This is a genomic window from Bradyrhizobium sp. CCBAU 53421 (assembly GCF_015291625.1).
Classification (GTDB): Bacteria; Pseudomonadota; Alphaproteobacteria; order Rhizobiales; family Xanthobacteraceae; genus Bradyrhizobium.
The window spans coordinates 6,159,592-6,175,902 of record NZ_CP030047.1 but is presented as its reverse complement, the minus strand read 5'-3'; the positions used below and the strand labels follow the sequence as shown (position 1 = coordinate 6,175,902).

At 66.3% G+C, this 16,311-nt stretch carries 16 protein-coding genes; 9 read left to right on the top strand and 7 right to left on the bottom strand.

The features are described from left to right. Positions 1 to 2: 2 nt before the first annotated feature. Positions 3 to 734: a precorrin-2 C(20)-methyltransferase gene (locus tag XH92_RS29325; RefSeq protein ID WP_194455228.1), complete on the top strand. Its 732-nt coding sequence runs from the start codon at positions 3 to 5 to the stop codon at positions 732 to 734. Beyond that, positions 731 to 1,465 (top strand): precorrin-3B C(17)-methyltransferase, encoded by a 735-nt coding sequence (gene cobJ / locus XH92_RS29320; RefSeq protein ID WP_194455227.1) that lies wholly within the window; start codon positions 731 to 733, stop codon positions 1,463 to 1,465. The genes XH92_RS29325 and cobJ overlap by 4 nt, the downstream gene beginning before the upstream one ends. On the opposite strand, the gene XH92_RS29315 is transcribed toward cobJ, so the two are convergent. Then, positions 1,441 to 2,190, bottom strand: coding sequence for a cobalt-precorrin-6A reductase (locus XH92_RS29315; protein WP_194455226.1), 750 nt, complete (start codon positions 2,188 to 2,190; stop codon positions 1,441 to 1,443). The genes cobJ and XH92_RS29315 overlap by 25 nt on opposite strands. Between XH92_RS29315 and cbiE the strand changes: the two genes are divergently transcribed. From cbiE to cobF, 6 genes are read left to right on the top strand one after another with little or no spacing between them, the layout of a single operon-like run. After that, complete coding sequence (cbiE, locus tag XH92_RS29310; RefSeq protein ID WP_194455225.1) at positions 2,189 to 3,370, top strand: precorrin-6y C5,15-methyltransferase (decarboxylating) subunit CbiE; 1,182 nt, start codon at positions 2,189 to 2,191, stop codon at positions 3,368 to 3,370. The two genes, XH92_RS29315 and cbiE, sit on opposite strands and share 2 nt — an antisense overlap. After that, entirely contained in the window at positions 3,367 to 3,735 is a 369-nt protein-coding gene (locus XH92_RS29305; protein WP_194455224.1) for a cobalamin biosynthesis protein, read from the top strand. The genes cbiE and XH92_RS29305 overlap by 4 nt, the downstream gene beginning before the upstream one ends. After that, positions 3,732 to 4,529: a precorrin-4 C(11)-methyltransferase gene (gene cobM / locus XH92_RS29300; protein ID WP_194455223.1), complete on the top strand. Its 798-nt coding sequence runs from the start codon at positions 3,732 to 3,734 to the stop codon at positions 4,527 to 4,529. The genes XH92_RS29305 and cobM overlap by 4 nt, the downstream gene beginning before the upstream one ends. Next, positions 4,526 to 5,836 (top strand): cobyrinate a,c-diamide synthase, encoded by a 1,311-nt coding sequence (locus tag XH92_RS29295; RefSeq protein ID WP_194455222.1) that lies wholly within the window; start codon positions 4,526 to 4,528, stop codon positions 5,834 to 5,836. The genes cobM and XH92_RS29295 overlap by 4 nt, the downstream gene beginning before the upstream one ends. Then, positions 5,833 to 6,561 (top strand): uroporphyrinogen-III C-methyltransferase, encoded by a 729-nt coding sequence (gene cobA / locus XH92_RS29290; protein WP_194455221.1) that lies wholly within the window; start codon positions 5,833 to 5,835, stop codon positions 6,559 to 6,561. The genes XH92_RS29295 and cobA overlap by 4 nt, the downstream gene beginning before the upstream one ends. A gap of 7 nt (positions 6,562 to 6,568) precedes the next feature. Continuing rightward, positions 6,569 to 7,318 (top strand): precorrin-6A synthase (deacetylating), encoded by a 750-nt coding sequence (cobF, locus tag XH92_RS29285; protein WP_194461469.1) that lies wholly within the window; start codon positions 6,569 to 6,571, stop codon positions 7,316 to 7,318. A gap of 570 nt (positions 7,319 to 7,888) precedes the next feature. On the opposite strand, the gene XH92_RS29280 is transcribed toward cobF, so the two are convergent. Together XH92_RS29280 and XH92_RS29275 are read right to left on the bottom strand one after the other, a co-directional pair. Beyond that, complete coding sequence (locus tag XH92_RS29280) at positions 7,889 to 8,413, bottom strand: YkgB family protein (RefSeq protein WP_194455220.1); 525 nt, start codon at positions 8,411 to 8,413, stop codon at positions 7,889 to 7,891. Between the two features lie 36 nt (positions 8,414 to 8,449). Next, positions 8,450 to 8,986 (bottom strand): carboxymuconolactone decarboxylase family protein, encoded by a 537-nt coding sequence (locus XH92_RS29275; RefSeq protein WP_194455219.1) that lies wholly within the window; start codon positions 8,984 to 8,986, stop codon positions 8,450 to 8,452. 130 nt (positions 8,987 to 9,116) lie between these two features. On the opposite strand from XH92_RS29275, the gene XH92_RS29270 reads away from it, so the two are divergent. After that, the gene (locus XH92_RS29270) at positions 9,117 to 10,112 is read left to right on the top strand and encodes an AraC family transcriptional regulator (protein ID WP_194455218.1); all 996 of its coding nucleotides are present in this window, start codon (positions 9,117 to 9,119) and stop codon (positions 10,110 to 10,112) included. 54 nt (positions 10,113 to 10,166) lie between these two features. Here XH92_RS29270 and XH92_RS29265 read toward each other — a convergent pair whose 3' ends face one another. The 4 genes from XH92_RS29265 to XH92_RS29250 all read right to left on the bottom strand — a co-directional run bounded on the left by XH92_RS29265 (position 10,167) and on the right by XH92_RS29250 (position 16,245). Further along, positions 10,167 to 10,841, bottom strand: a complete 675-nt coding sequence (locus XH92_RS29265; protein WP_194455217.1) for a peroxiredoxin-like family protein — start codon at positions 10,839 to 10,841, stop codon at positions 10,167 to 10,169. A 144-nt stretch (positions 10,842 to 10,985) separates the two neighbouring features. Beyond that, positions 10,986 to 11,864, bottom strand: coding sequence for a LysR family transcriptional regulator (locus tag XH92_RS29260; RefSeq protein ID WP_194455216.1), 879 nt, complete (start codon positions 11,862 to 11,864; stop codon positions 10,986 to 10,988). Between the two features lie 96 nt (positions 11,865 to 11,960). Beyond that, complete coding sequence (locus XH92_RS29255) at positions 11,961 to 12,887, bottom strand: response regulator transcription factor (protein ID WP_194455215.1); 927 nt, start codon at positions 12,885 to 12,887, stop codon at positions 11,961 to 11,963. After that, on the bottom strand, positions 12,877 to 16,245 hold the full coding sequence (locus tag XH92_RS29250; RefSeq protein WP_194455214.1) for a hybrid sensor histidine kinase/response regulator: 3,369 nt from the start codon (positions 16,243 to 16,245) through the stop codon (positions 12,877 to 12,879). Before XH92_RS29250 ends, XH92_RS29255 begins: the two co-directional genes overlap by 11 nt. Between the last annotated feature and the right edge of the window lie 66 nt (positions 16,246 to 16,311).

The following is a 16,311-nucleotide window of genomic DNA, read 5'->3' as shown; positions in this document are numbered from 1 at the left end:
CGATGGGACGCATCATCTGCTGCGGCCTCGGCCCAGGCGATCCGGATCTGATGAGCGTGCGCGCCAACCGGACGGTGCGCGCCGCGCAGCATGTCGCCTATTTCCGCAAGAAGGGGCAGCTGGGCCAGGCGCGGCGTATCGTCGAAGGCATGCTCGCCGCCGGCGTTAGCGAATATCCGATGGAATATCCGGTCACCACGGAGATCGCGTTCGACAGTCCGGATTATGCGCGGCTGCTTGCGGGTTTCTATGACGAATGGACCGAGCGCCTGGCGCGGCTTGCGCGCGCGGTCGACATCGTCGTGCTGTGCGAAGGCGACCCTTATTTCTACGGCTCGTTCATGCACCTGCATGCGCGCCTGCAGGGGCGGGTCGAGATCGAGGTGATCGCCGGCATTCCCGGCATGGTCGGTTGCTGGAATGCAATCGGCCGGCCGATCGCGCTTGCTGACGATGTCACCACCGTTCTGATGGGCACGCTGCCGGAAGCCGAGCTCGCACAGCGGATGCAGAGCTCAGATGCGCTGGTCGTCATGAAGACCGGCCGCAATTTGACGAAAATCCGCCGCGCACTCGCGTCAGCAGGGCGTCTCGGCGATGCGTGGCTCATCGAGCGTGGCACCATGCCGGATCAGCGGGTCGCGCGGCTCGCCGATCTCGGTGAGGCCGACGCTCCGTATTTTGCGATCGTGCTGGTGCACGGGCAGGGGCGGCGCAGGGAGGCGGCGCCATGACCGGCACGCTGACCATCGCTGGCCTTGGCCCGGGCGACGAGGCGCTGATCACGCCGGAGGTCTCCGCAGCGCTCGCAAATGCGACCGACATCGTCGGCTATGCGCCCTATGTCACCCGCGTGCCGCCGCGCGACGGGCTCACGCTGCATCCCTCGGATAATCGCGTGGAGCTGCAGCGCGCTGGCGAGGCGCTGCGGCTTGCATCCGAGGGGAGACACGTCGTCGTGGTGTCCTCGGGCGATCCCGGCGTGTTTGCGATGGCATCCGCCGTGTTCGAGGCGCTGGAGGGCGCGCCGCAATGGCATAACCTGCCGATCCGCGTTCTGCCCGGCGTGACGGCGATGCTGGCGGCGGCAGCGAGCGCCGGCGCGCCGCTCGGGCATGATTTTTGCGCGATCAACCTCTCCGACAATCTCAAGCCATGGCCGCTGATCGAGAAGCGCCTGCGGCTCGCGGCCGAAGCCGATTTTGCGATCGCGATGTACAATCCGCGCTCGGCGAGCCGCCCTGAAGGCTTTGCACGGACCCTTGATATCTTGAAAGAGGCTGGCTGTGGCGAGCGTATCGTGATCTTCGCGCGCGCCGTCAGTGCGCCCGAACAGCGCATCGAGACGGTCGAATTGCGCGACGCCAAGCCTGAGATGGCCGACATGCGGACGCTGGTGATCGTCTGCAATTCGGCGACGCGACGGGTCGGCCGCTGGGTCTATGCGCCGAGGCAGGTCCGATGACCGAGCCATTCCATCACCTCGCTCACGCTCTCCACTCGCGGCCTGTCGGGCAACAGCCGGCGCGTGATCATGATGACGGGAAGGCCGAGCGCACGGGCGGCGTCGATCTTGGCGCGCGCACCACTTCCGCCGGAATTGCGGGCGACGATCCATTCGATAGCGCGCGCACGCAACAGCGCGAGCTCGCCCTCGAGCGTGAACGGTCCGCGCGAGACGATGACGTCGGCATCGGGCAATGGCAGCGCGTGCTCGGGCGGGTCGACGAAACGCAAGGTATAGGCATGCTGCGGCCGGCCGCCGAAGGGCGCGATGTGCTGGCGGCCGATCGCGAGGAACACGCTGGCGCGGCGGTCCGGCAGGGCCGCGGCCGCCGATGTGACGTCGGCGACCTCGATCCAGCGATCGCCGGACGTCTTGTCCCAGGCTGCGCGTTCGAGCGCGATCAATGGCGTTGCGGTTTGCGCGCAGGCGGCGATCGCGTTGCGGCTCATCTCGGCCGCGAAGGGATGCGTCGCATCGATCACATGCGTGATGGCTTCGCGGCGCAGATAGTCGGCAAGACCGCTGACGCCGCCGAAGCCGCCGATCCGCGTCGGCAGCGGTCGTTCGGCAGGAGCGGCGGTGCGGCCGCCGTACGAATAGACCGCGTCAATCCCCGCGCGGGCAATCGCAACGGCAAGCGAATTGGCGTCGGCCGTTCCGCCCAGGATCAGGGCGCGCATCATGGGTAATCCGTGGTTGACCATCATCGGCATCGGCGAAGATGGCCTTGCCGGCCTCTCCGACGCAAGCCGAAAGGCGCTTGGTGAAGCCGAAACGGTGTTCGGCGGCGAGCGGCACCTTGCGCTCGCCGGCATCACCGACCGCGGACGTGCCTGGCCGGTGCCGTTCGATGTGGACATCGTGCTTGAATGCCGCGGCCGTCCGACCGCGGTGCTCGCCTCGGGCGATCCGTTCTGGCATGGCGTCGGCGGAAGCCTTGTCGGAAAATTGCAGGCCGGCGAATGGGTTGCGTACTCCGCGTCATCGACGTTCTCGCTGGCGGCGGCACGGTTGGGCTGGCGGCTCGAGAATGTCACCTGTCTCGGTCTTCATGCCGCTCCGTTCGAACGGCTCTTGCCGCATCTCGTGCGCGATGCACGGATCATCTCCCTGGTGCGCGATGGCCGAGCGGCTGCCGATCTCGCGAAATGGCTCACGGACCATGGCTGGGGGGCGTCAGCGATGTGGACACTGACCGCGCTTGGCGGACCGCGCGAATCCATCATGCAGCATCGCGCCGACGATTATGCCGGCGATTCCGGTGATAGCCTCGTCACGGTTGCGCTGGAGGCGAGGGGAGCGCAGGGGATCGCAGGCAGCTCGGGCCTTCCCGACACACTCTTTGTGCATGACGGTCAACTGACGAAACGGCCGGTCCGCGCGCTGGCGCTGTCGGCCCTTGCGCCGCGGCCCGGCGAGCGGTTGTGGGATGTCGGCGCGGGCTCGGGCTCGATCTCGATCGAATGGGCGCTCTGTGGCGGGACGGCAATCGCGGTCGAGGCCCGCGGCGAACGCGTTGCCAACATCCGCAGCAATGCGGCGAGCTTTGGCCTGACGCATCGGATTGCGATTATCGAAGGCGAGGCGCCCGGCATTCTGTCAGACCTCGAAGCGCCCGATGCCGTGTTCATCGGTGGCGGCCTCGATGTTGACACGTTCGATGCGATCTGGTCGCGCATCGCGCCGGGAACGCGGCTGGTTGCACATGCGGTGACGCTGGAAACCGAGGCGCTGCTTGCCGATCTGCATCAGCGCCTTGGCGGTGAATTGATGCGGGTGGAGATCGCGCAGGCCGAGCCGCTCGGCCGGTATCGCTCCTGGAAAGCGACGCGGCCGATCGTGCAATGGAGCGCGGTCCGATGAAGGTCGCGGGGCTGGGCTTCAGGAGCAATGCCAGTGTCGCGTCACTGCGCGAAGCGCTCGACGCGGCCGGCGGGCCCAACGGCCTTGCGGCGGTTGCGACGGTGAGCGACAAGGCCGACGCGCTGGCATTGAAAGTGCTGGCGAAGGAATTGGGGTTGCCGATCCGCGGCTTTCCCGCCGCAATATTGGCTGAGGTAGAGACTACAACGCAATCCGAGCGCATCAAGGCCAGGTTCGGGACGGGCTCGGTCGCCGAAGCAGCCGCGATCGCTGCCGCCGGACGCGGCGCTCGCCTGATCGCGGCAAGAGCTATGTCCCAAGATCGGATGGCCACCGCGGCGATCGCAGAAGGAGACGGCGAATGACGGTGCACTTCATCGGCGCTGGGCCAGGCGCTGCCGATCTCTTGACCCTGCGCGGACGCGATCTCATCGCCTCTTGCCCGGTCTGCCTCTACGCCGGATCGTTGGTCCCCGCGGGCGTGTTGGCGCATTGCCCGAAGGGTGCGCGCATCGTGAACACGGCGCCGATGTCGCTCGACGAGATCATCGCCGAGATCGCCGCGGCGCATGCCGAGGGCAAGGACGTCGCGCGGCTGCATTCGGGCGATCTCTCGATCTGGTCGGCTATGGGGGAACAGCTGCGCCGGTTGCGCGCGTTGCAGATTCCATATTCGGTCACGCCCGGCGTGCCGGCGTTCTCGGCGGCCGCGGCGGCACTGGAGTCTGAGCTGACGCTGCCGGGCCTTGTGCAATCGGTGGTGCTGACGCGCACGCCGGGCAGGGCGAGCGCGATGCCCGATGGCGAGACGCTCGCGGCCTTCGCCGCGACCGGGGCGGTGCTCGCGATCCATCTGTCGATCCATCTGCTCGACAAGGTCATCGCCGAGCTCACGCCGCATTACGGCGCGGACTGCCCGGTGGCGATCGTCTGGCGCGCGAGCTGGCCGGAGCAGCGCATCGTGCGCGCCACGCTTGCCACCCTCGATGCCGCGGTCGGCCCCGAGCTCGAACGCACCGCGCTGATCCTGGTCGGCAAGACGCTCGGCGCCGGCGAATTCCCCGAAAGCCGTCTCTATGCGGCCGACTATGACCGCCGCTATCGGCCGGTGGGCGCGGAGCCGCGCTTTCCGGAAACATCGCCGGGATCTTCGCAATGACCGCGGGGCTCGTGATCTCGGCGCCGGCATCGGGCGTCGGCAAGACGACGCTGACGCTGGCGCTGGCGCGCGCCTATCGCAATCGCGGGCTGAAGGTGCAATGCCTCAAGAGCGGGCCTGACTATATCGATCCCGCCTTCCACGCGGTCGCCACCGGACGCGCGTCCGTCAACATCGACAGCTGGGCGATGTCGCGCGAGGCGATCGCGCGTCTGGCAAGCCGCGGCGCGGACGCCGATCTCGTGCTGGCCGAAGGCTCGATGGGGTTGTTCGACGGCGTCGCTACGCGCGGGGTCTCGGGCACCGGTGCCACCGCCGACATCGCCGAGATGATGGGATGGCCGGTGCTGCTGGTGATCGATCCCTCCGGCCAGGCGCAGACGGCGGCCGCGGTCGCGGCGGGATTGCGCGATTTCCGGCCCGGCGTGCGGCTTGCCGGTGTCGTGCTCAACCGTGTCGCCAGTGCGCGGCACGAAGCGCTGGTGCGCAGCGCCATGGCGGCTGCGGGGATTGCGGTGCTGGGTGCGCTGCCCCGGCACGCCGAGATCGCCTTGCCGAAACGTCATCTCGGCCTGGTGCAGGCCGAAGAGCAGGTTCAGATCGACGGTCTGATCAGTGAGGCCGCACGCTTCGTCGTCGAACATGTCGATCTCGACGCGGTGCTACAGTCGGCACGCGACTGGTCGCCGCAATCGGCCGTGCGCGACCTCGATATCACTCCGCCGGGCCAGCGTATCGCGCTCGCGCGCGACGCCGCATTCTCCTTCGTCTACCCGCACATGCTGGAGGGCTGGCGTGCGGCGGGCGCCGAGATAGTGACGTTCTCGCCGCTCGCGGACGAGGGCCCCGACGCGGCCGCCGATGTGTGTTGGCTGCCCGGCGGCTATCCCGAACTGCACGCTGGCCGGCTTGCATCCAACAGGCGATTTCTCGGGCAGTTGCGCGCATTCGCCGAGACGAGGCCGGTGCACGGCGAGTGCGGCGGCTACATGGTGCTGGGCGCCGCGTTGACCGACGCCGACGGCGTGCGCCACGAGATGGCGGGCTTGCTCGGCCTCGAAACCAGCTATGCCAAGCGCCGCATGCATCTGGGCTACCGGCTCGCCGAGCTTACCGCCGCGATGCCCGGGCATGGTCCGGGCGCGCGCCTGCGCGGCCACGAGTTTCACTATTCGACGATCATCGCACAGCCCGATACGCAGCTTGCGGTGGTACGTGATGCGACGGGCGCGATCGTGGCCGAAACCGGATCGCGGCGGGGTAATGCAACCGGTACATTCTTCCATCTGATTGCGGAGGACCGGTGAGCGGATTCGTTTCCTTCGTCTCGGCCGGCCCCGGCGATCCCGAACTCCTGACCATGAAGGGAGCCGCTCGGCTGCGCGAGGCCGACGTGGTGCTCTATGATGACCTCGCCTCGGGCGCGATCCTCGATCTGGCGCGTCCCGGCGCCAATCTTGTCGCGGTCGGCAAGCGCGCCGGCCGCCTCTCGGCGAAGCAGCATCATGTCAGCCGCCTGCTGGTCGACTACGCGGCGGCTGGCGTGCGCGTGGTGCGGCTGAAATCCGGCGATGCCGGCATCTTCGGACGGCTCGAGGAGGAGATCGCGGCGCTGCGCGCGGCAGGCGTCGGCTACGAGATCATTCCCGGCGTGACCTCGGCCTCGGTTGCCGCGGCGCAAGCCGGCATTCCGCTGACGCGGCGGCTGACCTCGCGGCGGGTCCAGTTCGTGACCGGCGCCGATGTCACAGGCGAGTTGCCCGCGGATCTGAACTGGGCGGCGCTGGCCGACCCGGAAGCGACCACCGTCGTCTATATGGGCCGGCGCACGTTCCCGGCCTTGGCGGCGAATCTGATCACGCATGGCCTTTCTCCCGACACGCCTGCACTGCTCGCGGAGTCGCTCGGCCATGCCGACGAGCGGCTTCTCCGCACCACCATCGCGGAGCTTGCAGAACGGCTGACGGATGCGGGCGCTGCCACGGCGGCTGCCGTCATTCTGTTCGGCGCGCTGGCGCCGGAGCAAGGTTGATCTGGCCATGTTGACGTTGTCCCTGATCGGCATCGGTTGCGGCGATCCCAAGCAGCTCACCCTTGCTGCGATCGCTGCCATCAATGCCGCCGATCTGGTCCTGATCCCGCGGAAGGGCACCGCGAAGTCGGACCTCGCCGACTTGCGCCGAACGATCTGCGCAGGGTCGCTGAGCAACGAGCGCACGCGCATTGCCGAGTTCGACCTGCCGGTGCGTGATGCCGGTGAAGAGAACTATCGCAAGGGCGTCGACGATTGGCATGACGCCGTCGCCGCAACCTGGTCAAAGGAAATCGGACGCCATCTTGGCGGCGAGGGGCGCGTGGCCCTGCTGATCTGGGGCGACCCGTCGCTCTTCGACTCGAGTCTGCGGATCGCGCGGCGGCTCGATCCGCTGCCGTCGATCGAGGTGATCCCGGGCATCACGTCGATCCAAGCGCTGTGCGCGGCGCATGCGCTGCCGCTCAATGAGATCGGCGAGCCGTTCCTGGTCACGACAGGCCGGCGGTTGCGTGAGGCCGGCTGGCCCTCCGGCGTCGACACCATCGTCGTGATGCTCGATGGCGACGCTGCCTTCCAGACGCTGGATCCTGCGGGCATGAAGATCTGGTGGGGCGCATATCTCGGTATGCCCGACCAGATCCTCATGGCGGGCGAGTTAGCCGAGGTGGGCCCTCGCATCGTCGCCGCGCGCCGGAATGCGCGTGAAGAGCACGGCTGGATCATGGACAGCTATGTCCTGAAGCGGGGATCGTGATCGAGGGATTGCGTCGGCGGTCCACGCAGCGGGGACTATCCGGTCTTTAATCCGCGAATCGAGGGTTGGATCGTCAGGCGGTAGGCCACGAGCTTGTCACCATCGAACTGCTCGAGCGTAGTCTCGCAGACAGGGCAACGATACTCGCCCGTGCTTCCCGATCCGGATGACAGCTCAAGGCGCCGGAAACCAGCCCCGCAGCGCGGACACGTGACGTCGTCCTTCTTCATCAACTCACCCCAGAGCAACACCGGCGCCACGCTTTTACCGCATACCGCGCGGCGGAACTATGTTCATGACCGGAGAGCTCCGGATCATTCATGCATGGCGTCGCAACTCGAACGACGGCGCCGCTGGTTCGATCGCGAACCGGGACGGATCGGTGACTTCAACGCATTCTGCAAGTTCAGCAATGAGTTATGGCGTGATGTCGAAGGCGGGACCGAGCGCGCTTGCGCCGCAATATCTCGCTGAGCCCGTCGGTTCCTCGTCTGTCCTGTCTTCGATCAACGCGCGATCGCCGGCGACCGTGAGGTTCGCCGGCGATCCATGGCCGTCAAGGGATGCCATCTATTTCCTGATCAGGCGAACCACGTCCTGCCTCAGAAGGTAGAGCGAGACGGCAAGCAGGACGACGTCCTTCATCAGGAAGGGCACGTTGCCGGTCATTGCCGGGAAGCCTCCGGCCGCAACGTCCCAGCCGTCAGGCATGAACGGGATGATAGTTACGGTCGCGATGAAGGTGCCGGTCGAGCCGAGGGCACCGAGCACGCCGAGCCGCTTGTCCCAGAATCCTGCCAGCAGCAGCGATCCGAACGTCCATTCCGACGCGCCGAGGAAGTAGCTGGCGCCGGCATGACCAAAGGCCGGATAGAGCCACCAGATCAGCGGCCCGTTGCTGATGAACGGGACCAGCCGTTCGAATTCGTACGGAAACCATTTCTGGTAGCCGAAGAACAGGAACATGATCACCATCGCGGCCCTGACGACGTGGTAGTCAAGATCGTCGGCGAGCAGCCCGGATCGATGAAGCGCGCGGACGATCGGATTTTGCGTCGTGTCGGACAACTGAACGGTGTTGGAAAGCGCAGTCATGGTCGTGATCCTTCCAATCGACTGACTTCGGTCGCTTCACGCGACGGCAGGGAAGTCGATGTCGGTGTCGTTGATACGATTGAAAACGTTGGTGAAGACGATGGTTGCGAACGCCAGGCTGATCTCGACCAGCTGCGCGTCGCTGTAGCCGGCGGCCTTGATCGCGGCGAAGTCCTCGGCGCTGACCGTGCCGCTCGACTGCGCGAGCTTGCGGACGAAATGGATCAGCGTGTCTTGCTTGGCATCACCGGTCAGCGCGCCGTCGCGGATCTGCTTCAGTGCGTCGGCCTTCACGCCGGCGAGCTTGGCGAGATGAGAATGTGCGGCGACACAGTAGTCGCAGCCGCCGGCGGCGCTGATCACGAGCTTGATGATCTCCCGATCGCGCTTGGACAGACTGCCGCCGGCGAGCACGGCATCGGCGGCAAGCATCGACTTGAGCGCCGCGGGGCCGTGGGCGGCGATCGCCGCATAGGCGTTCGGGACGCTGCCGGCCGCCTTCTTGATCTGGGCGTAGACCTGGCCCGACGGGCCGGTGTCGGTTTCGAGATTGGGGACTGAAAGACGGGACATGGTGGCACTCCTTGTTTGGGGTGGTGAACGATTGCGGAGTGACAATAGGATTGAGATTTGAGACATTGAATGTTCATATTGCTCGATTATATGCTCAATCGTCTCATGAACTGCCTCGGGGGGATTGGCCATGGATTGGCTCAGCCGGCTATTCGAGATGATGCCGGTGCGCGGGCGGCTCGATATTCGCTGCAGCTACAGCGTGCCCTGGCGCATCGAGCAGGGTCCGGGCGTGACCAACGAGATCCCCTATCATGCGGTGCTTGCCGGCTCGGCGATCCTGGACGATCCCGCGGGCGGCCGGCCTTTGCTGCTGAAGACCGGTGACATCCTTCTGCTGCCCGGCAACCCGCGACACGTGATGCATGACGGCAGCGGGGCGGCACCGCTACCGCCGCGCAACCGGGCGGCACAGAATTTCACGATCAGCGAAAACCTCGGGTCGGACGAGCGGCTTGACCTGTTGTGTGGGCACTTCGCGATCGCGCCGCCGCACGACCGTCTGTTGCGCACCTATCTCCCGCCGCGTCTTGTCGTGCATGCCGGCGCGCGGACGGGAAAGGGGACAGCGGCGCAACTCGCCGGACTGGTGTCGCTGATGCGCAGCGAAACGGCCGACGATCATCTGGGCGGCCGCGCCATGCTGGACGCGCTGTCCACGGCGATGTTTGCGCTTGTGCTGCGGCTCGCGAGCGAGACCGATGACAGCTCTCGCGGTCTGCTCGCGCTGGTCGGCGATCCCCGCCTTGCGCCGGCGGTAGCGGCCATGTTCAACCAGCCTGCGCGCGCATGGTCGCTGCCGGAGCTTGCGCGTCTTTGCAACATGTCGCGCGCCACGCTGGCACGGCAGTTCCAGGAGAAGCTCGGGCGGTCGCCCAGCGATCTGCTCACCGATATCAGGATGATGCTTGCGGCGAACGAGTTGAAGAGATCATCGCTTTCGACCGGCGCCGTTGCGGAGATGGCCGGCTACCAGTCCGAAGCCGCCTTTCAGCGCGCCTTCAAGAGCCATATCGGCGTGACGCCGGCGCACTGGCGAAAGGCGCAGCACTCCGGCGAGGATGCATTGGCCGGACTTGGCGCACCCGCCGATCCGGATGGGAGTTTGCCGGCTGCGCCGGAATAACCTGCGAAAGGAAAGCGGCCGGTGGTTGATCGCCACCGGCCGCTCGGCGCGCTGTCATGCCTTCACGGCGGCGGCCTGCTGGAGAATTGCGATCATGTCCTCGGGCTCCGGGCGGCGGGTGTAGTCGGGGTTGACCTCGGAGTAGAGGATCATGCCGTCCCGTCCGATCACGTAGCGGGCCGGCATCGGCAACGTCCAGCTCGGATCGTCGTTGAAGGTCGGCAGATCGTTCTTCAGCTGCTTGTAAAGCTCGACCAGATAGTCGGGCAGATGGAAGCGCAGTCCGAAGGCGTCGCCGACCTGACCCTTCACGTCGGACAGGATCGGGAAGGAGAGCTTGTTCTGGCGCACCGATTTGCGGCTGTTCGGCGCGGTCTGCGGCGAGATCGCGATCAGCGAAGCGCCATATCTGTCAAATTCCGGCTTGGCGGCTTCCAGTGCCTGCAGCTCCATGTTGCAATACGGGCACCAGACGCCGCGGTAGAAGCTGAGCACCAGCGGGCCGCGCTTCAATAAATCGGCCGAGTTGACGATGTTGCCGTCGGGATCGCGGAGCGAGAAGGCGGGGGCGATATCGCCCGCCTTTTTGGCGCGCTGGGCAGCACCGGATGCGATCAGCTCCGCGGTGGCGCGGTGCATGGTCTCGATCACGGCCGGCGGAACGTTGTAGGGCGGCTTTCCGGCTTCGAAATCGGCCTTGAAAGCGTCGAGCTTGGCTTGCAGCGACATGGCGGTTCTCCTTGGTTTCTGCGTGGTGGACGGCGGCGCCGTCCGTTGTTGAAATCACACGCAGGAAGCTAAAGGAGATGGCCGCGCCGGGTAGCGCTGCCGTTGGACTAACGCTTATTCCTATCCGGAATAAGCGCTGACGCATCACGCATTAAAGCTGCGCTCGAAGAAGTCAGCGAATGCGCGGGCCTTGGCGGTTGCGGCGCGCCCGGTCGGAAGCACGGTCCAGAGATCGAGCGCGGGAAGGCTCCACTCCGGCAACACCGCACGGACGGTGCCCGTCCTGAGCTCGGGGGTGAACATCCACTCCGACGCGATCGCGAGCCCGGAATCGGCGAGCACCGCAGCGCGGACGCCTTCGGCTGCGCTCACCCGCAACCGGCTCCGCACCGTGACGGCGAGCTCGGTGCTCTCGCGTTGAAAGGACCACACGCTGCCCTCGCGGAGATAGACGACGGCCTGATGCCGGCTCAGTTCGCTCGGCGTGGCCGGCGTACCGGCGCGGTCGAAATAGGCCGGCGTGCCCAGCACCAGGCGCTTGCATCGCGCGACACGGCGCGCGGTCAGCGTCGAATCCGTCATCTTGCCCATCCGCAGGGCGACGTCGATGCCTTCCTGCACGAGATCGATCTGGCGGTCGTCGAGCACGACCTCGAGCTCCAGCTCCGGGTGCTGGGCGAGAAACTTCGGCAACATCGGAATGAGGTGGATGCGGGCGAAGGTGACGGCGGCGCAGATCCGCAATCGTCCCTTGAGGCCGGCGCCGGCGCCGCGCGCCGCGATCTCGGCCTCGGCCGCCTCTTCAAGCGCGCGCCTGGCGCGCTCGAGATAGCCGAGCCCTGCTTCAGTCGGGGTGAGTCCGCGGGTCGAGCGTGTCAGCAGCTTGACCCCGAGAATCTCCTCGAGCTGCGCAACCGATTTCGAGACCGCCGGCTGGCCGACCCGGAGCTGCCGCGCCGCGCCGGAGAACGAGCCGGTCTCGACCACCCGCACGAACGTCTCCATCGCTGCCAGACGATCCATGGCTATTCTCCACAGGAATGAGCGATCCGGCGCATCCTGTCACGGTCGGAGGCGATTGGCCATTTTCGGATGCGCGCCGGCGGTGGAGCTGGCAGACTACGACTTGCGGTGCCTGGCGTTGACCGCGATCGCGGCGGCGGCGGTGCGATTCTCGACGCCGAGCTTGGCGTAGATCTGCTCGAGATGCTTGTCGACGGTGCGCGGGCTGAGGCCCAGGATCTGCGCGATGTCGCGATTGGTCTTGCCCTTGGAGAGCCAGGACAGCACCTCGCCCTCGCGGGTGGTCAGGCCGAGCTCGCTGGAGAACTCGGCCGGCATGTCGGCGCTGGTGTCCTTGGCCAGCCGCAGCAGGAATTCGTCGGGCCCGAGCTTGCCCATGAATTGCAGGCGAAGCTGCTCGTTGCCGGGGAATGACGCCACCGTCGCGGTCTTCGGTCCCGCCTTGCCCTTCTGCGCCTGCTCGAGCCATTGCGGCATCGGCTCCGGCAGCACGAAATTATCGGCCGCGTCGGCGAGCGTATCGGACAGCAGTCGCTGTGCCTGCGGCGTCGCCCATAGCAGCGCGCCCGCACTGTTGACCGCGAGCAGATAGCGGCCGGAGACGTCGAGCGCGGCGCGGGCGCTCTGCGTCATCCGCGCATTGGCGAGGTGGACCCGGATCCGCGCCAGCATCTCCTCGACCACGATCGGCTTCGTGACATAGTCGACGCCGCCGGCCTCCAGCCCACGGACGATGTGCTCGGTTTCGGCCAGCCCCGTCATGAAGATGATCGGCACGCCGTCGAGCCCGGCATCGCGCTTCAGCCGCTTGCAGGTCTCGAACCCGTCCATGCCGGGCATCACGGCGTCGAGCAGCACGATGTCGGGGGTGATCTGGTCGACGATGCGCATCGCGGAGGCGCCGTCGAGCGCGACCATCACGGTCATGCCGGCGCCGTCGAGCGCATCGGTCAAGAGGCGCAACGTCTCCGGCGAGTCGTCGACGACGAGCGCTACGTCGCGCTTTCTCTGTTCAATGGTCATAGCTGTGCAATGTCTTCAACGTCGCCATATATTGATCGAGATCGAACCGGTCGATCAGAGTGCGCATCTGGCCGACGAAATCGGCATGTTCGGGATGCTCGTTGCCGATCTCGTCGAGCTTGAGCTGGATCGCCCTGATATAGCCGAGCTGGCCGAGGCTGATCAGCTCCTCGACATGTTTCACCGGCGGGCGTGAGCCGGTGTCAGGTTTCCACTGCGGAGCCGGAGTTTGCTCGACCTCATACTGCCACTCGATCTTGAGCAGCTGCCGGATGGTCTCGAGCAGCCGCGGAATGTCGATCGGCTTCATCAAATAGCCGTCGTGGAACGGTTGCGCCAGCGGCGCGCCGTGAGCTTCCAATGCGCTCGCAGAGATCATCAGGATTCGCGCCTGGTGATGGCCTTCGGAGCGCAGGGTTTCGGCGACCGTCCAGCCGTCCATGCCTGCCATCGAGATATCGAGCAGGAACATGTCCGGCCGGCAATGCTGCGCGAGGGCGAGGCAGCCCGGTCCGTCCGGTGCGCTGAGCAGGATGAAGCCGAGCGGCGCCAGAATCTCACGCAGGAGGTCGCGGTGGGTCGGGTCATCGTCGGTGATCAGGATAGTCTTGCGAGGGCCGTGATAGCCGTACACGGGAGCGTCGACCGGCGCGTCGCGGCGCGGATTGGTGACCTCGGACAGCAGCAGCTTGACGCGGAACGTGCTGCCGGTGCCGACCGTGCTCAGGACCTTGATGTCGCCGCCCATCACACCCGCGAGCAGGCGGCTGATGGTGAGGCCGAGCCCGGTGCCGGTCTGCGGCTGGGTGACGCCGAGCGCACCGCGCTCGAAGGGCGCGAAGATCCGCTCGAGGTCGTCGGGCTGGATGCCCGGCCCGGTATCGATCACCTCAAACTCGGCGACCGGGCTGCGGTAATGCACGATGAACTGGACGTTGCCCGTCTGCGTGAACTTGATCGCGTTCGAGAGCAGGTTGATCAGGATCTGCCGCAGCCGCTTCTCGTCGGCATAGACCACGACGGGCAACACCGCCGGCCGCCTGAACACGAAGTCGATGCCCTTCGCCGCGGCTTGCAGGCGGAACATGCCGACCAGCTGCTCGAGGAAATCGTTCAACCGCACCTCGTCGCGCGACAGATAGAGCCGGCCGGCCTCGATCTTGGAGATATCGAGAATGCCATCGATCAGTCCGGACAAATGATCGGCACTGCGGCGGACCACGCGGACCTGCTCGCGCGGCCGTATATGGAGACTGTCGTCCTGCTCCAATAGCTGCGCGTAGCCGGAGATCGCATTCAGCGGCGAGCGGAGCTCGTGGCTGAGGCCGACGACATAGCGGCTCTTGGCGAGATTGGCTGACTCGGCGACTTCCTTGGCGCGCTGCAGCTCGGCGTCGGTGCGTTTGTGGGCGTCGATCTCCTGGATCAGCAGCGTGGTCTGCCGGCGTGTTTCGTCCTCCGCGGCGCGGCGGCTCTGTTGCGCCAGCACGAACAGCCAGGCGACGACGCCGATGATCAGGGTCAGCGCAAAGAACACCTTCCACAGCACGTCGGCCAATAGGTCATTGGCATGCACAGCCGCGGTGGTCTGCAGATAGATCAGGCCGAGCACCAGCGCCACGAGACCGGCCGAGACCGCGAACACGCCGAGGTAATGGCCGAGCTGCGAGTTGATGCGGGCGTAGATCGGCTGCGGCATCACCTTGCCCAGTGCATCCGCGACTTGCGCGCCGATCCGCCCATGCGGCTTGCAGAGATCGTGGCAGCGGGCGTCGAGCGAGCAGCACAATGAGCAGATCGGGCCGGCATAAGCGGGGCAGGCCGCCATGTCCTCGGGCTCGAACGCATGCTCGCAGATGCAGCACTGGATCGATTCGATGTTCTGCCAGCTCCGCTTCGGTTTGCGCGCGATGTAATACTTGCCGTCGGTCGCCCAGGCAATCAGGGGAGCCGTGATGAACGCGACCGCAAGTGCGACGAAGGCGGACAGCGCCTTCGCGGTCGGACCGAACAGGCCGTAGAACGCGCTGATCGAGACCACGGTTGCGATCGTCATCGCGCCGACGCCGACCGGATTGATGTCGCAGAGGTGGGCGCGCTTGAATTCGATGTGCTGGGGCCGCAGGCCGAGCGGCTTGTTGATGACGAGATCGGCGACCAGCGCGCCGACCCAGGCGATAGCGACATTCGAGTAGAGCGCCAGCGTCTGCTCCAGTGCCTTATAGACGCCGATCTCCATCAGCAGCAGCGCGACGACGACGTTGAACACCAGCCACACCACGCGGCCGGGATGCGAATGGGTGAGGCGGGAGAAGAAGTTCGACCATGCGATCGAGCCGGCATAGGCATTGGTGACGTTGATCTTGACCTGCGACAGGATCACGAACGTCCCGGTCAGCGCCATTGCGAGATCCGGCTGCGACAGCACGTAGCGGAACGCCTCGAGATACATGTTCGCCGGCTCCGCCGCGTGCTCGGCCGAGACGCCATGGCTGAGCGCGAAGAAGGCCAGGAACGAGCCGGCCAGCAGCTTGAGCGCGCCGAGCACGATCCAGCCCGGACCGGCGCTGAGCAACGCGATCCACCAGGCCTTTCGCGAGGTGCGGCGGTCGCGCGGCAGGAAGCGCAGGAAGTCGACCTGCTCGCCGATCTGCGCCACCAGCGCGAACACGACCGAGGCCGCCGTGCCGAACAGCAGGAGGTCGAGATTCCCTGCGGGATCGCCATGCTCGCCGGCGAACTTGCGCCACTCGGTAAACGAATGCGGATTGGCCCAGGCGATCGCCGCGAACGGCATGATGTGGAGGACCACCCACAGCGGCTGGGTCCAGAGCTGGAAGCGGCTAATCAGCGTGATGCCGTAGACGACGAGTGGAATGATCACGACCGCGCTGATCAGATAGCCGATCGGTCGCGGGATGCCGAAGCACATGTCGAGCGCGCTGGCCAGGATCACGGCCTCGATCGCGAAGAAGATGAAGGTGAAGGAGGCGTAGATCAGTGATGTGATGGTCGAGCCGATATAGCCGAAGCCGGCCCCCCGGGTCAGCAGGTCGATGTCGATGCCGCTTTTCGCGGCGTGGTAGGCGATCGGCAGGCCGCAGAGGAAGATGATGACGCTGACGACCAGGATCGCGGCCGAGGCGTTCATCGCGCCGTAGTTCAGCGTGATGGTGCCGCCGATCGCCTCCAGCGCCAGGAAGGAGATCGCGCCGAGCGCGGTGTTGGCGACACGGGCGGCGGACCAGCGCCGCGCGCTTTTGGCGGTGAAGCGCAGCGCGTAGTCTTCCAGCGTCTGGTTGGCGACCCATTGATTGTATTGGCGCCTGACGCGGTCTATCCGCTGCCGCCCTGCCACTCGTTTGAACTCCTGGTCCACGATGCGCTGATCGCGGGCAAATCCCGTACCAAAAACCTACGTCGC